Origin of the sequence: Paenibacillus sp. Lou8.1 (assembly GCF_024213565.1) — a bacterium.
GTDB classification, from domain to species: Bacteria; Bacillota; Bacilli; order Paenibacillales; family Paenibacillaceae; genus Paenibacillus; species Paenibacillus polymyxa_B.
The window spans coordinates 25,087-42,200 of record NZ_JANAVN010000005.1 but is presented as its reverse complement, the minus strand read 5'-3'; the positions used below and the strand labels follow the sequence as shown (position 1 = coordinate 42,200).

General features: G+C 44.8%; 15 protein-coding genes. 1 reads left to right on the top strand and 14 read right to left on the bottom strand.

Going from position 1 to position 17,114, the window contains the following annotated elements:
- Window positions 1-41 precede the first annotated feature (41 nt).
- The gene (locus tag NLX78_RS08350; protein WP_254350140.1) at window positions 42-1,148 is read left to right on the top strand and encodes a M23 family metallopeptidase; all 1,107 of its coding nucleotides are present in this window, start codon (window positions 42-44) and stop codon (window positions 1,146-1,148) included.
- A gap of 46 nt (window positions 1,149-1,194) precedes the next feature.
- Here the strand turns inward: NLX78_RS08350 and yunB are convergent, their stop codons facing one another.
- The 14 genes from yunB to NLX78_RS08280 all read right to left on the bottom strand — a co-directional run bounded on the left by yunB (window position 1,195) and on the right by NLX78_RS08280 (window position 17,040).
- Window positions 1,195-2,001, bottom strand: a complete 807-nt coding sequence (gene yunB / locus NLX78_RS08345; RefSeq protein ID WP_416145790.1) for a sporulation protein YunB — start codon at window positions 1,999-2,001, stop codon at window positions 1,195-1,197.
- A gap of 129 nt (window positions 2,002-2,130) precedes the next feature.
- Window positions 2,131-3,063: an aldo/keto reductase gene (locus NLX78_RS08340; protein ID WP_254350138.1), complete on the bottom strand. Its 933-nt coding sequence runs from the start codon at window positions 3,061-3,063 to the stop codon at window positions 2,131-2,133.
- A gap of 83 nt (window positions 3,064-3,146) precedes the next feature.
- Entirely contained in the window at window positions 3,147-3,983 is an 837-nt protein-coding gene (locus tag NLX78_RS08335; protein ID WP_254329259.1) for a carbohydrate ABC transporter permease, read from the bottom strand.
- A gap of 2 nt (window positions 3,984-3,985) precedes the next feature.
- A complete protein-coding gene (locus tag NLX78_RS08330; protein ID WP_254350137.1) occupies window positions 3,986-4,888 on the bottom strand; it encodes a carbohydrate ABC transporter permease in 903 nt (300 codons plus the stop codon).
- A gap of 32 nt (window positions 4,889-4,920) precedes the next feature.
- Window positions 4,921-6,285 (bottom strand): ABC transporter substrate-binding protein, encoded by a 1,365-nt coding sequence (locus NLX78_RS08325; RefSeq protein ID WP_061829872.1) that lies wholly within the window; start codon window positions 6,283-6,285, stop codon window positions 4,921-4,923.
- Window positions 6,286-6,385: 100 nt separating this feature from the next.
- Window positions 6,386-8,242 carry a histidine kinase gene (locus NLX78_RS08320; protein ID WP_483311674.1) on the bottom strand — a complete coding sequence of 619 codons (1,857 nt, stop codon included), beginning with the start codon at window positions 8,240-8,242 and terminating at the stop codon, window positions 6,386-6,388.
- Between the two features lie 23 nt (window positions 8,243-8,265).
- Window positions 8,266-9,861: a response regulator transcription factor gene (locus NLX78_RS08315; protein WP_254350135.1), complete on the bottom strand. Its 1,596-nt coding sequence runs from the start codon at window positions 9,859-9,861 to the stop codon at window positions 8,266-8,268.
- A gap of 69 nt (window positions 9,862-9,930) precedes the next feature.
- Window positions 9,931-10,620 (bottom strand): DNA alkylation repair protein, encoded by a 690-nt coding sequence (locus NLX78_RS08310; RefSeq protein ID WP_235308404.1) that lies wholly within the window; start codon window positions 10,618-10,620, stop codon window positions 9,931-9,933.
- Window positions 10,621-10,639: 19 nt separating this feature from the next.
- Complete coding sequence (locus NLX78_RS08305) at window positions 10,640-11,257, bottom strand: DNA-3-methyladenine glycosylase family protein (protein ID WP_069290353.1); 618 nt, start codon at window positions 11,255-11,257, stop codon at window positions 10,640-10,642.
- A 63-nt stretch (window positions 11,258-11,320) separates the two neighbouring features.
- On the bottom strand, window positions 11,321-12,136 hold the full coding sequence (locus tag NLX78_RS08300; RefSeq protein WP_250260453.1) for an SPL family radical SAM protein: 816 nt from the start codon (window positions 12,134-12,136) through the stop codon (window positions 11,321-11,323).
- A complete protein-coding gene (locus NLX78_RS08295) occupies window positions 12,126-12,668 on the bottom strand; it encodes a methylated-DNA--[protein]-cysteine S-methyltransferase (protein ID WP_254350134.1) in 543 nt (180 codons plus the stop codon). The genes NLX78_RS08300 and NLX78_RS08295 overlap by 11 nt, the downstream gene beginning before the upstream one ends.
- Window positions 12,649-13,254 (bottom strand): bifunctional transcriptional activator/DNA repair enzyme AdaA, encoded by a 606-nt coding sequence (locus NLX78_RS08290; protein WP_254350133.1) that lies wholly within the window; start codon window positions 13,252-13,254, stop codon window positions 12,649-12,651. The genes NLX78_RS08295 and NLX78_RS08290 overlap by 20 nt, the downstream gene beginning before the upstream one ends.
- A 186-nt stretch (window positions 13,255-13,440) precedes the next feature.
- Complete coding sequence (locus NLX78_RS08285; RefSeq protein WP_254350132.1) at window positions 13,441-14,931, bottom strand: alanine/glycine:cation symporter family protein; 1,491 nt, start codon at window positions 14,929-14,931, stop codon at window positions 13,441-13,443.
- 219 nt (window positions 14,932-15,150) lie between these two features.
- A complete protein-coding gene (locus NLX78_RS08280; protein WP_254350131.1) occupies window positions 15,151-17,040 on the bottom strand; it encodes a beta-glucoside-specific PTS transporter subunit IIABC in 1,890 nt (629 codons plus the stop codon).
- Between the last annotated feature and the right edge of the window lie 74 nt (window positions 17,041-17,114).

The window sequence follows — 17,114 nt, the reverse complement described above, 5'->3', positions numbered from 1 at the left end:
TTTATTGGGCGATCAAGCCCTTCTATAGGAGGTCGGTTCACGTGCCTTACCCTACGCGGACAGCCCGAGCTGTTCGTTTGTTATCGCTGCTGTTATGTGCTACTACACTGACAACGGCCTGTCCGCTTCCTGCCCATGCCTTTGCCAATCACTTACAGTCCTCGTCCGCCAGAAGCAGCCTGACCGCAAATGTAGATGCTTCACATGCTCAGTCTTCGTCGTATACGTCCAGACTGGCTTTATATCATTCCATCGAAGCCCTGACTGGAGTTCCTTGGTACAGACTGGCCGCCATCGACCAGTATGAACGCACACTTACGGTGGCCCATCCCAAGGATCGGAAGCATGCGGAACGAATCATAGGTATTTTCATCACGGGACCAGTCTGGTCCGGCATGATGAACCCTGATTCGGAGGATCAAAATCCGCGTTCCATTGAACTATTTTCCGGGCTGGGACAAGACGGTTCGGGTGATGGAATCGCTGACCGTAATAATGACAAGGATCTGCTGTTCAGCATCGCATCTTATCTCGGAAAGTATGGAAACAACGAGGATGAATTTGGTATTGCCGTTTGGGAATATTACCATAACAGCCGCGCAGTTCAAAGAGTTCAGCAGTTTGCTAAGCTGTATCGAACGTATGGCAAGCTGGATCTGGTCAGTCAAGCTTTCCCCCTTCCTTTAGGCAGCATTTATAGCTACCGCAGCACATGGGGAAGCCGTCGCAGCTGGGGCGGCTACCGGATACATGAAGGAACTGATCTGTTTGCTGGCTATGGAGTTCCAGTTCGCAGTACCTGCTACGGTGTAGTTGAAATGAAGGGCTGGAATCCCTTCGGCGGATGGCGAATCGGAATCCGAGATCTCAACAACCGCTATCACTACTATGCGCATCTTTCCGGCTTTGACAAAACCGTTCACAACGGAGACATCGTTACACCCGGCCAGACGGTTGGCTGGGTCGGAAGCTCGGGCTATGGAAAACCCGGTACCCAAGGCAAGTTTCCACCGCATCTGCACTATGGTATATATCGGGACAATGGTTGGGCAGATTGGTCCTTTGACCCGTATCCGTTATTAAGACAGTGGGAGCAGTCCGAACGCAAAGCGCTCAAAACAGGAAAAACAAAAGGGACCTCCTCATAGGGGCCCTTTTGTTTTTCCTAGGCAGCTCACGTCAGTCCCCTCCGCTCTATGGCGTTGGGGACTGGCTAGAGGTGTTTTGGTTTTCCTGTGCCTCTGGAACACTTTCTATGCTGGGATCTATAGCGCCGCTACTCTCTATGGAATGGGGAGGCAACGCCAACTGCGGAGCGGCTGCACCATTTTTACCCACTGGTTTACCCTGATTGTCATAGTAGTACATCGGAACGTTGCCTACCACCAGCAAATAAGAAACCGGAATTTCCGTCTCCACAATCTGAGGTTGCATCTCAAACGGTATAACCACGGACACTTCCGTCGTAATCCGAATGTACACTTCCACCAAGATCATGTTTATGCCCGCATCCTGTTGACGGGTATTTAAATCCACTTTGATTGCTCCATGCGGCTCCACCTTTAGGGGGACCGTTGGTCCATAAGCTGCCAACAGTGGACTGCCCAATGCCTGACCAATCGGAACACTCTCATCAAAATGGCTCATGCTGTCCATCGTTGCTTTGACTGCTTTGAGCGTGTCTGACGTAATTCTCATATGCTCCGCATAATTCAGGACAAAACCGGAGGTTCTTCCTTGTGCATCCGTTCTCCATTCGATCAGATTATCAGCCGTCTTCCCCTGCTCTACCTGTGCTGTAATTGCTGAATTAATAGCCTCCGTCGCCATTTGTTTAACCCGCACTTTTGCCAGGTGCATCATGGGCGGCTTCAAATGCTGCTCCACATAAGCAGCCATCTGTATGATCCCTACCAGCAGCGCCAGTGCCACAATAAAAAAAAACCTACGTCTGCCGCGTCGCCTTCTGTTGGGTGCGCTGTGCCATTGCGGTCTTCTCATCATCCGATCCCCCCGCAGCGTTGAACTTACCCTACAAGGATATGCGAGTTGTACACGAAAAAGAAGCCGCCCGTCCGGCAGCTTCTCTAGATGGAACAAATATATAATTGCAAATATAAGGTGCACTCATTATTTGAAAATATGGTCAATCTTTTCGATATCAGCCTGACTCAATTGGACATTTAGCGTTTTCAGATTCGCCAGTACCTGCTCCGGCCCCTTCGCCCCTGGAATGAGGGCATCAATCGAATCACGGGTCAAATACCATGCGAGCACAACATGAGCAACCTCTGCATTCAACGCATTGGCAATCTCCCGTACCTGCTCCACTTTGTCCAAATTACGAGCAAATGCATCACCCTGAAACAATGGATTTTTCGCTCTGATGTCCGAGAAGGTCATGTCTTTCGTATACTTACCCCCCAGCAATCCCGAAGCTAGCGGGAAATAAGGCACAAACGAAATACCATTTCCCTTGGTATAAGGCAGCAGATCCTTCTCAGCTTCCCGTTGAAACAAATTATATTGGGATTGAAGCACATCTACATAACCGTCACTATTCGCATCCTTAAGTTGTTCAATGGAAAAGTTAGATACACCAATGGCCTTGATTTTGCCTTCGTCCTTGAGCTTCTTCAGTTCTCCGACTGCTTCTGCCTTCGGTGTAGCTTCGTCCGGGAAATGGATATAAAACAGATCGATATAATCGGTCTGCAATCTTTTCAGACTGGATTCGACGGATTCACGCAAAAAAGCAGGCGAGTTGTCAAAAACGACCTCTCCGTTTACGAATTTGTGTGCACCCTTCGTGGCAATAACAGCTTTATCACGCTGACCACGCTCTTTCAATACCTCACCAATCAACCGTTCCGAGTGCTCAGGTCCATAAATAAAAGCCGTATCCAGAAAATTGATGCCGTTATCCAAAGCTGTGCGAACGACTTCTTTGCCCGTTTCATCATTCAAATCGGAAAAGAGATTATGTCCTCCCACTTTATTTGCACCCAAACCGATTGGTTTTACATATAAATCTGTTTTACCAAGACGCACTTGCTCTGCCAATTCACGTCATCTCCTTTTCGAAAGTTACTTCCATTTTATTATTAGATTCCAAAAAAAGCAAAGTGCATACCTGGCAGTTGTCCTCATCCTTTAATCCCCGTCAAGGCAATCCCTTCCATAAAATACTTCTGTCCTATGGCAAACAGAATAATAGCAGGCAAGACTACAATTAAAGATGCGGCCATCAAAACGCCCCATTGAGCCGAATATATTCCCTGAAACTGCTGTAGCCCAATCGCCAACGTAAATTTGCTCTCATCATTAAGGTAAACCAGCGGTCCCATAAAATCATTCCATGTGTTCAAAAATGTAAACAATCCAATGACCAAAATCGCTGACCTCGACAAAGGCAAAATAATACGGGTAAAAATCGTAAAATGATTGCCTCCATCCACAAATACAGCTTCATCCAGTTCTCGCGGTAGAGTCATGTAAAATTGTCTTAGCAAAAAAATATTAAAAACGCCGCCACCAAAAAACGAAGGTAATACCAATGGAACGTACGAATTAACCATGCCTAATGCCTGCCAACCAATAAATGACGGAATCAGTGTGACTGCAAACGGCAGCATCATGCTGCTTAATAATAGAGCAAATACCTTATCTCTTCCCTTCCATCTCATTCGCGCAAAGCTATAGGCAGAAATGGTACTCGACAGAAGTACACCCGCCAAAGTACCCGCAACGACGATAAATGTATTCACAAAATAGCGTCCAAACGATAACTCTTCAAACGGCTGTAAAAAATTCTCGAGTACAAAAGGCTCTGGAATCCATTTCGGCGGGATCAAAAAAATCTGACTTAAATCCATCATGGAGCTTCGCACCAGCCAATAAAAAGGAAACATACAAAACAGGGAGCCCACTATGAGAACTGTGTAGAGTAACACCCTGCTCCCACTCCAACCGTGTTTTTTCATCTTCATGCCCCCCCGCCTTCGTAATACACCCATTTTCGGGCTGTCTTGAACAGAAAGGCAGTGAATACCAAAACGACAATAAAGAGCACCCAAGCAATAGCACAGGCATGACCCATATTCGAAAAGGTAAATGCCTCGCGGAACAAATAAAAGGTATAAAACAAGCTGGAGTTATTGGGTCCGCCCTGAGTCATGACGTAAGGCTGAACAAACACTTGAAACCCACCGATGAAGCCCATAATCGTATTAAAAAAAATAGTGGGCGATGTCAATGGAATTGTAATATACATAAGCTTATGAAGAACATTTCCACCGTCAATTTCAATGGCTTCATAATAATGTCTAGGTATATCTTGCAGGCCTGCCAGAAAAATAATCATGGTTCCTCCAACGGTCCACAAACTCATTAAAACCAGAGTAGGAACTACCGACCCTTCGCTATAGATCCACTGACTTTCGGGCAAATGCAGCGCACGCAGCACCACATTTAGCAAGCCAAGATCCGGATCAAACAGCCACATCCAGATCATAGACGATGCTATGAGTGGCACAATGGTAGGGAGATAAAAAACAGTCCTGAAAAAAGCCAGACCTTTTACCTTTTGATTAAGTAATATCGCTAAAAAGAAAGCTACAATAATTTGCAGGGGCACACTTAGAAACACATAATAAAACGTAACCCCGAGTGATTTATAAAAAAATTGATCCGTACCGTCAAATAAGTGGACGTAATTATCCAGACCGATAAAATGGGCTTGTGAAGCAACCTTGTAATCGGTAAGACTGAACCAGAGACTAGCGATCATCGGTCCCAGAACAAAAATGACAAAGCCGAGAATAGCAGGGGCGGCAAAAAGCCACCCCAACCCATTTTCCTTCTTACGAATAGAAGATAATGATTGCATTCTATCCCTCTCTTTCTGTCAAAACACTCACCCTATTCTTTTGGATACGTCCCCTTAAATTCCGCGTTGGCCTTTGCGGAAACCTCCCTAAATGCTTGCTCCACCGTTTTCTTGCCTAGCCATACCTGATCCAGCGCCGGGTTAATGATGGCATTGATTTTTTCCGAGTTTTTCAGATAATAGTCGTAAGAATTAACACCGTTATGCAGCGTTTGGTTCATGACAGCATCACGGTAACCATCGGCATGACCTGGTTTGACATCGGCCCATTTGCTAATCAAGTCTGGTTCGGTGTACCACTTTTTCATGACAGGCATCCACAATCCGCTGGAATGCATGTCAAGTCCGCTTTCAGCATCCAGCAAGAATTTATAAAACATCCATGCTTCTTTAGGATGTTTGGTTTTGGCAGAAATCACTTCCGGTTCGCCAAACAGGATCGTTTTGCTGCTCTTCAGTTTAGGTAACACGCCTACACCAAAATTCACCTTCGATTCTCCAAGATCCAATTGAACCCACTGTCCATCCAGATCCATCGCTACACGTTTACTTTGCAGTGCTACGGCCGGGGAAGGTATATTTTTGGACTGCGTCGGCGACGGTGCCACATGATAAACATTGATCAGATCAGCCATTTTCTGAACAGCTTCAATCACATCAGGGCTCTCAAGATTAAGCGAGTCCCCTTTGTCTGAAATGACACTTGCGTTATTGGAAGGCACAAGCAAATGCCACATCCATGTATCAAACCGAACTCCATACTGTTTAATGTTACTTGCATCGAAATTGGGGCTGAGCGCATTATTTCCCGCTTTATCAATGGTGAGCTTTTGTGCTGTCTCTAAAAACTGCTCCCATGTCCAAGCCTCTTCAGCCTTTACTGGTGGCAAAGCAACACCAGCCTCATCAAACAAATCTTTATTGTAATAGAGGGCGAAAGCTTCCTCAGTTACCTTGACCCCTGCCACTTTGTCCTTATCCCAATAGATGACTGAATTAGGAATAAGACTTTCCTTCGTTAGCTCCTTATCCTCCTTCAAAAATTCATTTAAATTATATAGTTTGCCTTGTTCAGCCCATTGCAGAGCCTGTGCTTTATAAATGGGAAATACATCAGGTGCCTGATTGGCAGCAAACATCGTCGTTAATTTGGTAACGTAATCTCCGGGGATATGCATATAGTTGATTTTGATCCACGGATATTTCTCTGTAAATTTTTTAGCGATTTCCTGCTGAACCTTCTTTTCATTGGTGCTACCCCAACTGGCATAGGTCAGTGTCACTTGCTCGTGACCCTGCAAATCAACTGGTTTGCTGCTGCTCTCATTTGAACTACAGGCTGACATAAGCCCAACGATCAAGCACATGCAGACGATCCATAATTTTCGTTTTAACATGAGTAACGCCCCCAAACCGGATTATTTTTTTATCTTTTCGTTTGTTGCTTCGTCACTAAATTCATTTTAGCAAACGCTTACATTTTTAAAAGTCGTACTCTCATTGGATTGGTGTCATTTGATTAGATCTATGAATTTCCCTGATGCGAATCAGGACGAATGCCCCCTTACCTGCTGGCGAGTGGAGCGTAACGCCATATTCCATTCCATATAATAGCCGTACTCTTCTGTCTACATTTTTAATGCCCGTTGATCTGATTTCTCCAGCTTGAATTCGGCGTATATGATCTTCTTGAATTCCTAATCCGTTATCCTCCACTTTAAAACACACCAATTGCTTCTCAATCCAGGCTGTGATTCTAATCAGACCTCCTGATTCCATTTCCGCGAAGCCGTGAATAATTGAATTCTCCACAAAAGGCTGCAAGAAAAGTTTGGGAACTTCCATCTGAAGCAAAATGGGATCAATATCATATTCCACCTTGAACTTGTCCTCAAAGCGATTCTGCATAATATAAATGTATTTTTCCAGCCAATTCCGATCGGTTTCCAAGCTCCATGTATCGTTTTTGTTTCGAGTAGTAATTTGCAGCATTTCCGCCAGACTAATGATCAATTGGCCCAGCTCCTGCTGTTGATGTTCTAACGCGATCCAATACATGGTCGTTAAGGTGTTATACAAAAAATGGGGGTTAAGCTGTAAATTAAGTGCCATTAACTCCGACTCTTTGGCTCGTAGACGTGACTTGTAATTTTCCTCAATTAAATCTTTAATTTTTTCATTCATTTGATTAAATCGAATCACCAGATCTCCCAATTCATCATAGCCACGTACAGGAATTCGAATATCAAAATGTCCCTTCTCCATTACTTTCATCGCCTGTTTCATATCCGTGATGGGCTTACTGATATAAACAGACAGTAAATAAGCAAGAATAACAGCAACGAGCATCATAAAACCTAAAAAAAACACCGTGTAGGTGCGAATCGTTGACAGATGTCCCAATACATCTTCCATAGGTATGGCTATATAAGATACCCAGCCCGTCGTCTTCATGGCTTCGTAAACCAGTAATATGCTTTGACCTTTAACGTTTACCATTTTCATCCCTTGTTCCGAAGTAATGGCATCCTTAAGCCAATCCGCCACGGGTTCCCCTACTTGTTGCTGTCTATCTGAACTCATGACCATCCCGTTTTTATCATGAATCATGCCATAGGATAGATGTGCAAATCCGCTACGGGCTGCGTAATCTTCAAAACCCCCTTTTAACAAGTCAGGACGAAAATTCAATATAAGTATAGGTTTTTCCTTTCCCTCCGGAAGCGTATGGAAGGTTCCTGCATCATCTAATGCAGTCAAATGGAGCTGCTTTACTACAGCAAATAAAGAACTAAACTCATAAGAGCCTCGTTTTAAATCCTGCTGATGGAATGTATCGGCATACGAATAAGCGGGAATCCATTGGGTAGCCCCCTCTGCTTCCACCGCCGTTGTTGCCAACGGAGAAGAATAGAACGGCTGAACAGGAATATACATCCGATCAGTGCTTCCATATGCATAATTTTGTGTAATAATTTGGGAAGCGTATACTTCCTCCATATTGCCAAAATATCTGTACAAAATTTTTGTAATGCTGCGATCAGCTCGTAACAGTGATGAAGAATCCGAAGTATCCACGTTCGTAATAGTTTGAAGAAGGTCATGATCGATTGGAATCATATCTACGGTTTTTTGAATAGCTGTCAGCTTGTTATCCAGCAACTGGTTATTACTACGCAGAACGCTTGTAACGCTATCTGTTACATTTGTAGTGATATTCCGTGCGCTCGTTTCAAAGTAAACGAAACCTAGGAGCAAAACGATAAAACCAGACAACAAAAAATAGGACAGCATCAATTTCGTACGAAAGCTACTGTCCAAAAATTTTTGATACATATATTTAACTTGGCGCATCGTATCTTCCTTTCACCTAACAATCAGTTGAATTTCCTACGGAATTCTTCCGGTGTGTGCAATACGTTTTTTTTGAACACTTTAAAAAAGTATTTGATATCTTTATAACCAACTTGTCTGCTAATTTCTGCGACCTTGGCGTCTGTATGCAGCAGTAAGTGCTGAGCCTTTTGCATTCTGAGCTTCACCATATATTCCGTGAACGAGAGCCCAAAATAATTTTTGAACAGAATGCTAAAATAGGACGCATTATAGTGGAAGCGCCGGGCCACGATCTCCAGACTAAGGTCTTCATGTAGATGTGCATCTAGAAATTCCTTGCACTTTCTCATAATGGGATCGCCTTTGGAGCCGTTATGAAGCTCAAGAATCAGCTCTTTTAACCATGTTGCAACACCATCCTCAAGATTCCGAAGACAGGTAGCCTCTTCGACAGCTTTGTTCAAACGTTCCGAGAAACGTGAGTAGACTTCCTCACTCCACCCTATATTAATCCGTTGTAAACTAACCAACAGAAGGTGTACCAATTTTGCTTTAAGCGCTTCAGGTGCAGGATACCCTTGCGTCATTTGTCCAATGAAATTCTGCACCCGATCCAATAGCTGATCTGACTCTCCATTAGAGATAGCGCTTTCAATAAATTTAAAAAAGGCCATTTGTTCGTATGCGCTCATTTCTTGTACTGGCTGCTCATCTTCTGAAATGACAAGGTTCAGACATCTGATGTGAGGTGTATAAAAGCGCATGGAGATTAGGCTGACGGCCTTTTCGTGAGATTGGCTTATTTGCATTTCATCAAAATTAAAAGGCTGACCCCAAGCAAACCAGATTGAAATCGCTTGCTGTTGCTCCAAATTTTTCAGCCCAGCTTGAAGTGTTCTTTTGGCCTCCTTGCCTTCAGCCCTATCCTTCCAATTCACCACTGCAACCACATGGTCTTTATGGGTTTCAAGTGGAAACACGATAGAAGACGCCCAAGGCCGCAATATTTCAACAACCGTATTACGGAGCTGAGAATCCCACATATGTATATCCTCCGGGTGGGCTATGGATGCTCCCAACGCGAGAACTTCTCCTACCCCCTGCCATCCAAAGTGACTCTTTAATAGGCTTTTCTCGTTAGGCTGTAATTTATCTGTCACACATCTGCTAAACAAATGCTCCACAAATGCAGGCATACTCTGCTCAATCTGATTCAACGCTGTTTGGTTCCCACTCAGTGTTTCCTGTTCCTCTACAATGATCTTCTCCATATGTTGAATCACTTCAATGAGTTGCTGTGATTGCACCGGTTTCACCAAATAATCATTCGCCCCATACCTTACCGCCTGCTGTGCATAGCTAAATTCCTGGTAGACTGTCACTAAAATAACTTTAGTCTCATGCTGACCGAATGTTCTCAATTGTTGAAGATATTCAAGTCCATTCATGATCGGCATTTGAATATCTGTAAAAACGATTTGGATCGGTTTGGATAACGAAATGGTCAGAGCATCTTTCCCGTTCTTGGCTTCCCATACCTCGTATTCGGGACGTAGATCCCTGACCATGGCAGCCAGACCTCGACGCTGTCTAGTTTCATCATCCACAACAAGTACTCCCAGCGGGATCGAATTCACTGACTCCCCTCCTGTCGTTTTCATACACGCATTTTTTTTCAGTATAACACTTACAGGTGGGAGCCGATCCTATTTTCTTTTTCGCTTCATACTGCGGATGGTCGTTTTTGTGGCCTGATCCACCCGATATGATTCCGTGATTTTTTGCAGTGCTTTGTTGAAGGTAAAATCATCTAATGTATTATGATTTAAATACGCCATGGTTACCTCAGGTAGCTTGATATAACAGATCGATATCGCCCATGCTACCGCCATTTGTACATAATAATCCTCGCGATGGGTCTGATCCAGTAAAGTAAACACCCGCTTCATATACTGTTCCTCAATATAAAAATTAAGAAGCATAACCACACCAAACCGAATTTCATATTCTTTCTTGGAGAATAGATAGGGCTGAATAAACTCCCACACCCGTTCTTTATGATGTTTCGTGATTTTCAATCCGGCACAGAAACTATCACATACGGACCAATTATCAATTTTAGGAACAAACTTGGCGGTATAACTCAAAACTTCCTCTATATCCGTTTTTACAGAACCAATCACCATACCTTGCAGCATTACTTCTTCGAAGTGTTCACTTTCAGCGGTCTCCAGGTAGAGGCGCCAATCCCCTTTGGCAATATCTTGAGCAAGCTTACGCAGCACTGGCAGACGTACACCCAGCACATTATTAATCGTCGGAAGCAATGCAGCCGTAAATTTCTGAAAATCTGCATCCACATATGACAGTATCTGTTCTCTAATTGTTTTCTCCATCATTTCCACTCCCTGATTCTTAACGAAATGAAATACTCCACAAATAAATGGAGGCCACCGAACCATAAGGCGAATAGACTCGGCGGTACTCCTCAAATTGCTGCTTGGTCAAGGTATCTAAATGGTACAGCTTCATCATTCCCCGTCGAATAGCCATATCGCCCCAACTGACGACATCTGGACGCTCCATGCAATTAATCAGCATCATTTCAGCCGTCCAAGGTCCTATTCCTTGCAGCGAGGACAATTTCTGAATCACCTGTGCATCGGAAAGCTCATATAATTCCTGTAAATCCAACAGGCCCTGCTCGATCGTTTGGGCTATATTAAGAATACATGTGGCCTTTTTCATGGTGATGCCACAGCTTTGAATATCTAAAGCCGACTGAACAGCTATATTTTGTGGAGTGATCACGCCTAACTTCTCCTGCATCCTTGCCCATATGGTCTGAACCGCCTTGGCCGATATAAGCTGTCCCACAATCGCATGAACGAGCGCCGCAAACAGATCGGGAATGATCACACGTTCTACCTTGCCCATTTGCGTCATCGCTGCACCAAGTACGGTGTCTACGTTTTTTAGATAATTGATTTCCTTTTCCCCATAGTCAAAGTTTTTGGTCATTACGGTTTGCATTCGTTCTCCCGCTGCCCCCTTATATGGTTCACTCTTGATTCAATGGCATGGACTGCTTTTACATCAAGGTTCGAAACCTTCTTTGCTCACGTAGAGCTGTTCCTTCGGAAAAACATGAAGAAAACGCTCATAAACCGCCTTATAGGCAGCAGGATGATACCATTCTTCCAGCCCCAATGACTCGTACAGCACACCCATTTTCAAGCTACGCGTTCGTCTCCCCCCACTGCCATCTCCCATAAAATAATCATCAATACAGACACGGTTGACCAGAGGCAAAAGCTTGTCTGCAAAATGTTCACTGCTTGGAAGCATCGGAGCAATCGTAGCTTGCGTAGGTACACCTGCCTCCTTTAAGAGATGTAGCGTTTGGAGACGAGCCTGGATGGGAGGAGCCTCCGGGGTAAAATGTTTGCGTATATCTTCTCGGTCTGTTTCTACAGTCATACTCACACGAACACGATCCCCCAATCGGAGCAGTAAATCAGTATCCCGCCGTACCAGTGGACTGCGCGTCTGTAAAAAGAGAAAATCCGGGGGATCCTCCACCATCACCTCCAGCAGAGAACGGGTCACCTCTTCCTTATACTCGGCAGGCTGATAAGGATCTGTGCTTGACGACATGAAAATCGTGACTTTACCTTTGGATTTGGCTCTACGAAGCTCCTTGCGAAGAATATCTGCCGCCTGATTTTTAATATCAACCCATGTCCCCCACGCTTCCTTCCGAAATGTGGAGACTGGCAATTGGCGTACATAGCAATACGAGCAACCAAAGGTACAACCTGTATACGGGTTCAACGAATGTGTATATCCTGACAAGAAGCCGGTCCCTTTATTCAAAAGAGTCTTGGGGGATTTGTAATACTCATTTTTCATACTGAACCGATGCCACACTTTCCTTTTCGAGCTGCAAAAGCTTCACCTTCATGTCCAAACCACCACGATATCCGGTCATAGCTCCATTTTTACCGATGACCCGATGACAAGGGACTGTGACCAAAATCGGATTAGCACCGATGGCAGTCCCCACCGCACGAACAGAGGCTGGCTTTTGAATAGCGTTGGCAATGTCTGAATAGGATAGTGTTTCCCCATACGGAATATCACACAATGCATTCCAAACCGCCATCTGGAACGCAGTCCCATGAAAATCAAAGGGCAATGTAAATTGGGTGCGCTTCCCTTGGAGATATTCAATCAGCTCCTTGGCATAGGGCTGTAAAGCAGCATCCTCTTCAACTAAAGGACTGCCGGGAAATCGTCTTCCCGCCCATGAAAACAATTCCTCTACAGGTTGATTGGGCGAACCTACATAACATAGTCCTTCCGATGTAGCTGCAATATATAAATTCCAATCCTCATGTGTCAACAATGACCAATAGATCGTTTTATTTATTTGCTGTGCCATGCTGTGTACCTCCATTTTGTGTTGCTTTCAATTTGAGTTGGCGATATTGCAATGGGGTGTAGCCTGTATTCTTTTTAAATAACGTAATAAAGTAAGGTGCATTGCACAGACCTACGTTCTCCCCCACTTCCGCAACAGATATATCTGAGCAAATGAGCAGCTTCTTCGCTTGTTCCAACCTGGTCTGCTGTATATATTCCATTGGAGTTATATGCATGATCCGCTTGAAGGTACGATGTAAATGATACGGACTTCCATGGCTTATTTCAGCCAAGATGTGCAATGTTAAGCCCTTCATATAGTTAGAATTCACGTATTCTGTAACCAGTGCGATCCATTCATGATCAGGCAATCGTTGTCCTGTCGGTTTACATCTTTTGCATGGACGGAAATGCTCGACCAATGCCTGCTCTACTGTTTTAAATATACGGATGTTCTCTCTTTTGGGAGGTCGGGATTTGCAGGAGGGGCGACAAAATATTCCCGTTGTCTTCACAGCGTACAAAAATACCCCATCATATGACTTGTCGTTTTCTACAATAGCGCTCCACTCGTCGTCAGTTATGGATAAATCGGATGTACTCATTCAAATCACCTCTCTAATGCAAATGTGGCCTCCCCACATATCCATGGCAGAATTATTCAAAATCCTTCTATCTAAATTATAGACTAAATAGTGAACATATGTACCCTTCTTGGGATGTAAAGGCAAGATAACGAAAAAAAGATGACTCCCCGCGGAGCCACCTTTGATCTTACTTATCTATCTTATTTAGGCTTGAAGCTTGCTCGGTTTGGCGGTGATTGTCAACTCATCTGAAGGAGGCTGATATTCCTTTGACCAGTACTCGGTATTTGAAATACCTGCTTTCTCCGGGTCGAACACCGGATCTAGCCCTTGCTTTCGCTGCCGTTCGTAATCCTTGAGCACGCGGAAAGCAGGTTTGGCCAGCAGAATCATGGCGATTAGATTCACCCAAAGCATAATGCCGACACCCATATCCCCCAGTGTCCACGCCAGATCTGATTCCTTGACGACCGTTCCATAAAACGTCGAACCCAGAATAACCAGCTTTAGGACGAACATAGGCCATTTGGCTTTACGGTCGGCAACCAGGTAGGCCATATTTGTTTCTGCGATGTAATAATAAGAGATAATGGTTGTAAACGCGAAAAAGAACAAGATAATTGCCAGCAGACTGGAGCCGAAGCCCGGAAATACCGACTCAATAGCAGCCTGTGTATACTGGGTCCCCTCTTCAACACCGGGAAGATTGTGCACAATAAAATCGCCACCGGGTCCCTTCACGTTATACATACCTGTGAACAGAACCATAAAAGCCGTGGACGTACAGACCAAAAAGGTATCTACATACACGGAAAATGCCTGGACCAGCCCTTGCTTCGCCGGATGAGATACTTCCGCAGCGGCTGCCGGGTGCGCACCAGAGCCTTGTCCGGCTTCGTTGGAATAAATCCCCCGCTTTACACCCCAAGCAATCGCCGTCCCTGCTATACCGCCGAACACAGAATCCACGCCAAAGGCACTACGAAAGATCAGCGAAAATACATCGGGAAGTGCAGTAATGTTCGTCATCATAATGTAGAAAGAGACGAGGATGTAACCGAGTGCCATGAACGGAATGACAACCTGAGCCACATTGGCAATCCTTTTTACACCACCAAAAATGATAAGCGCCAGCAACACGACTACTAAAATCCCCGAAACCTTCATATCTATGCCAAACGAACTGTGAAAAGCTACAGCAATGGAGTTCGATTGAGTTCCCGGCATTAGTAAACACATCGCGACCAACGCAGTAACTGCAAAAATGACGGCAAACCATTTTAAGCCTGTCCCTTTTTCAATATAAAAGGCTGGACCGCCTCGGTACTGACCATCGCGCTTTACCTTATACACCTGAGCCAGTGTGGATTCTACAAAAGCTGTAGCCGACCCGATAAAGGCCATGACCCACATCCAAAATATCGCCCCAGGTCCACCCATACCAACCGCCAAAGCAATCCCAGCAATATTCCCCGTCCCTACACGCCCCGATAGTGCCATCGTAAAGGCCTGAAAGGAGGATACACCTGCCTCGGAACTTTTCCCTTTAAATACTAGGCGGATCATCTCTTTGAAATGCCTGATTTGCAGGAATCGAGTCATGATCGAAAATAATAGTCCCACACCCAAACAGACATATACCACAGGATTGCTCCAAATGACGCCGTTTACTGCCTCTGCCGACTGCTCTAACATTCCTTGTATTTCCCCCTGATCAATCCATTGATTTTCTAGTCTATGTTTTCAGAAAATTTGCATAATTACAAAAAATTATAGATTAGTTTTTACCCCCATACAAGTTAATTTAATTGACATATTGTCAATTACAAGTGGGCTTACCAGCTACATAAAATAACGACAAAAAAGCTCTGATGATCCGAGAATATGGATCATCAGAGCCTTGTCCTTAAGACATTAGACAATGCTTTCTTTCTCATTCAAAGCACTAGACAGTTTCAACAGTGGGGCCTGCTCCGTTACCTCTCCTTGAGCGATTGGAAGGACTTCAGTATATTCGGAAGAATTCGTAATGATAACTGGCGTAATCGTAGGATAACCCTCTGCCCTGATTTGCTCAACATCAAACTCAAGCAGTAGGTCCCCAGCTTTCACCTGATCGCCTTCTTTGATATGGGACGTAAAATGTTTACCGTCCAGCTTGACCGTATCTACTCCGACGTGAATTAGAACTTCTGCGCCATGATGCGAAACAACTGCAAGCGCATGTTTTTTCTTGAACGCCACGGTGATGGTTCCATCGAACGGGGCCACGACTCTGCCCGTTGTCGGTTGGATGGCGATCCCTTTGCCCATAGCTTCCGAAGCAAATGCAGGATCGGGAACCTCCGACAAAGCGACCACAGTTCCTTCAATTGGGCTGAGTATCTCTTCATTAGAAACAACAACTGTAGAGGTCGATTCTTTAGCCGAATTATTAGTAGTTTCCTCTTCTTCAACTGGATCTTCAAAACCTAAAATATAAGTCAAGATGGCCGACACCAGGAATGAAACGGTAATCCCTAAAATCAATCCCGGGAATCCTTGTCCACCAGGGCCGTAAAAGATCGGCAAGGTCAACAATCCAGGTGCGCCGGAGGCAAATGCTTGCGTTCCCGCTTGACCGATAATGGCACCACCAACGGCGCCGCCGATAATACCTGCAATAAACGGACGTTTCAACGGCAGCGTAACCCCATAGACGGCTGGCTCCGTGATGCCGAATAAAGCGGTAAGTGTAGCGGAACCCGCCAGCGTTTTCAGCTTCTTATTTTTGGTTTTCAGCATAACACCGAACGCAGCACCGGTTTGAGCAAAGATGGAGGCCGCAGCGGAAGGCTTGATTCCGTCTCTGCCATTAACAGCAATATTATTAATGAATACAGGTACAAGACCCCAGTGAACACCGAAAATAACGAGCAACTGCCAGCAAGCACCAAGGATTGCTCCAGCTAGCAATGGACTAAAGCTAAATGCAGCAACGAGTGCAGTAGCGATCGCGTTGCCGACATACACCCCGACTGGACCAAACACGATCAGGGTTAGAGGAAGCATAATTACAAGTAGAATCAAAGGTGTAATAAAGTTTTTGACGCTCTCGTGGATCACTCGATTGCACCATTTTTCCAGCTTACTCATGACGATGACGGCTAAAATGATCGGAATAACGGTAGATGAATAACTCATCATAACAATAGGAATACCGAAAAAGTCCGTAGGTGTAGCTTCCGTTTTTAGCGTGACAATGGTCGGGTAAAGCAACCCTCCGGCAATGGTCAGGGCAACGAAGATATTACCTCCAAATTTCCTTGCCGTTGTAACCGCTAACAAGAGAGGGAGGAAATAAAACAAGCTGTCGGCCGCAGCATACAAAATCATATAGGTAGTGTCTTTCGGTAGCAACCAGCCAAGGTTACTCGCAATCAGCAGCAGACCTTTCAAAATACCGGACCCCGCCATAACTCCGAGCAAAGGTGCAAAAATGCTGGAAATCACGTCGATTACGGCACCAAATCCTTTGTTGCCTTTAGCTGAATGATCTTCTTTTCCAGTTTCATTCAAGATATTGGATACATTGCCGATTGCATTATATACCTCTGGTACTTTGTTGCCGACTACAACCTGGAACTGACCACCGCTCTGCTTCACAGTGATAATTCCGTCGGTTTTTTCCAACTTTCCCTTGTCTGCTTTTGCCTCATCTTTTAGCACAAAACGCAGGCGTGTGGCGCAGTGAACGAGCGATACTACATTTTTTTCGCCACCTACCAGGTGTACAATTTCCTTAGCCAGTTTTTCATAACTCATGATGGACACCTCCATGTTCTAAGGGGCTTTTTACATATTTAGGCACACAAAAAACCTAAGCCTTGAAAAATGGT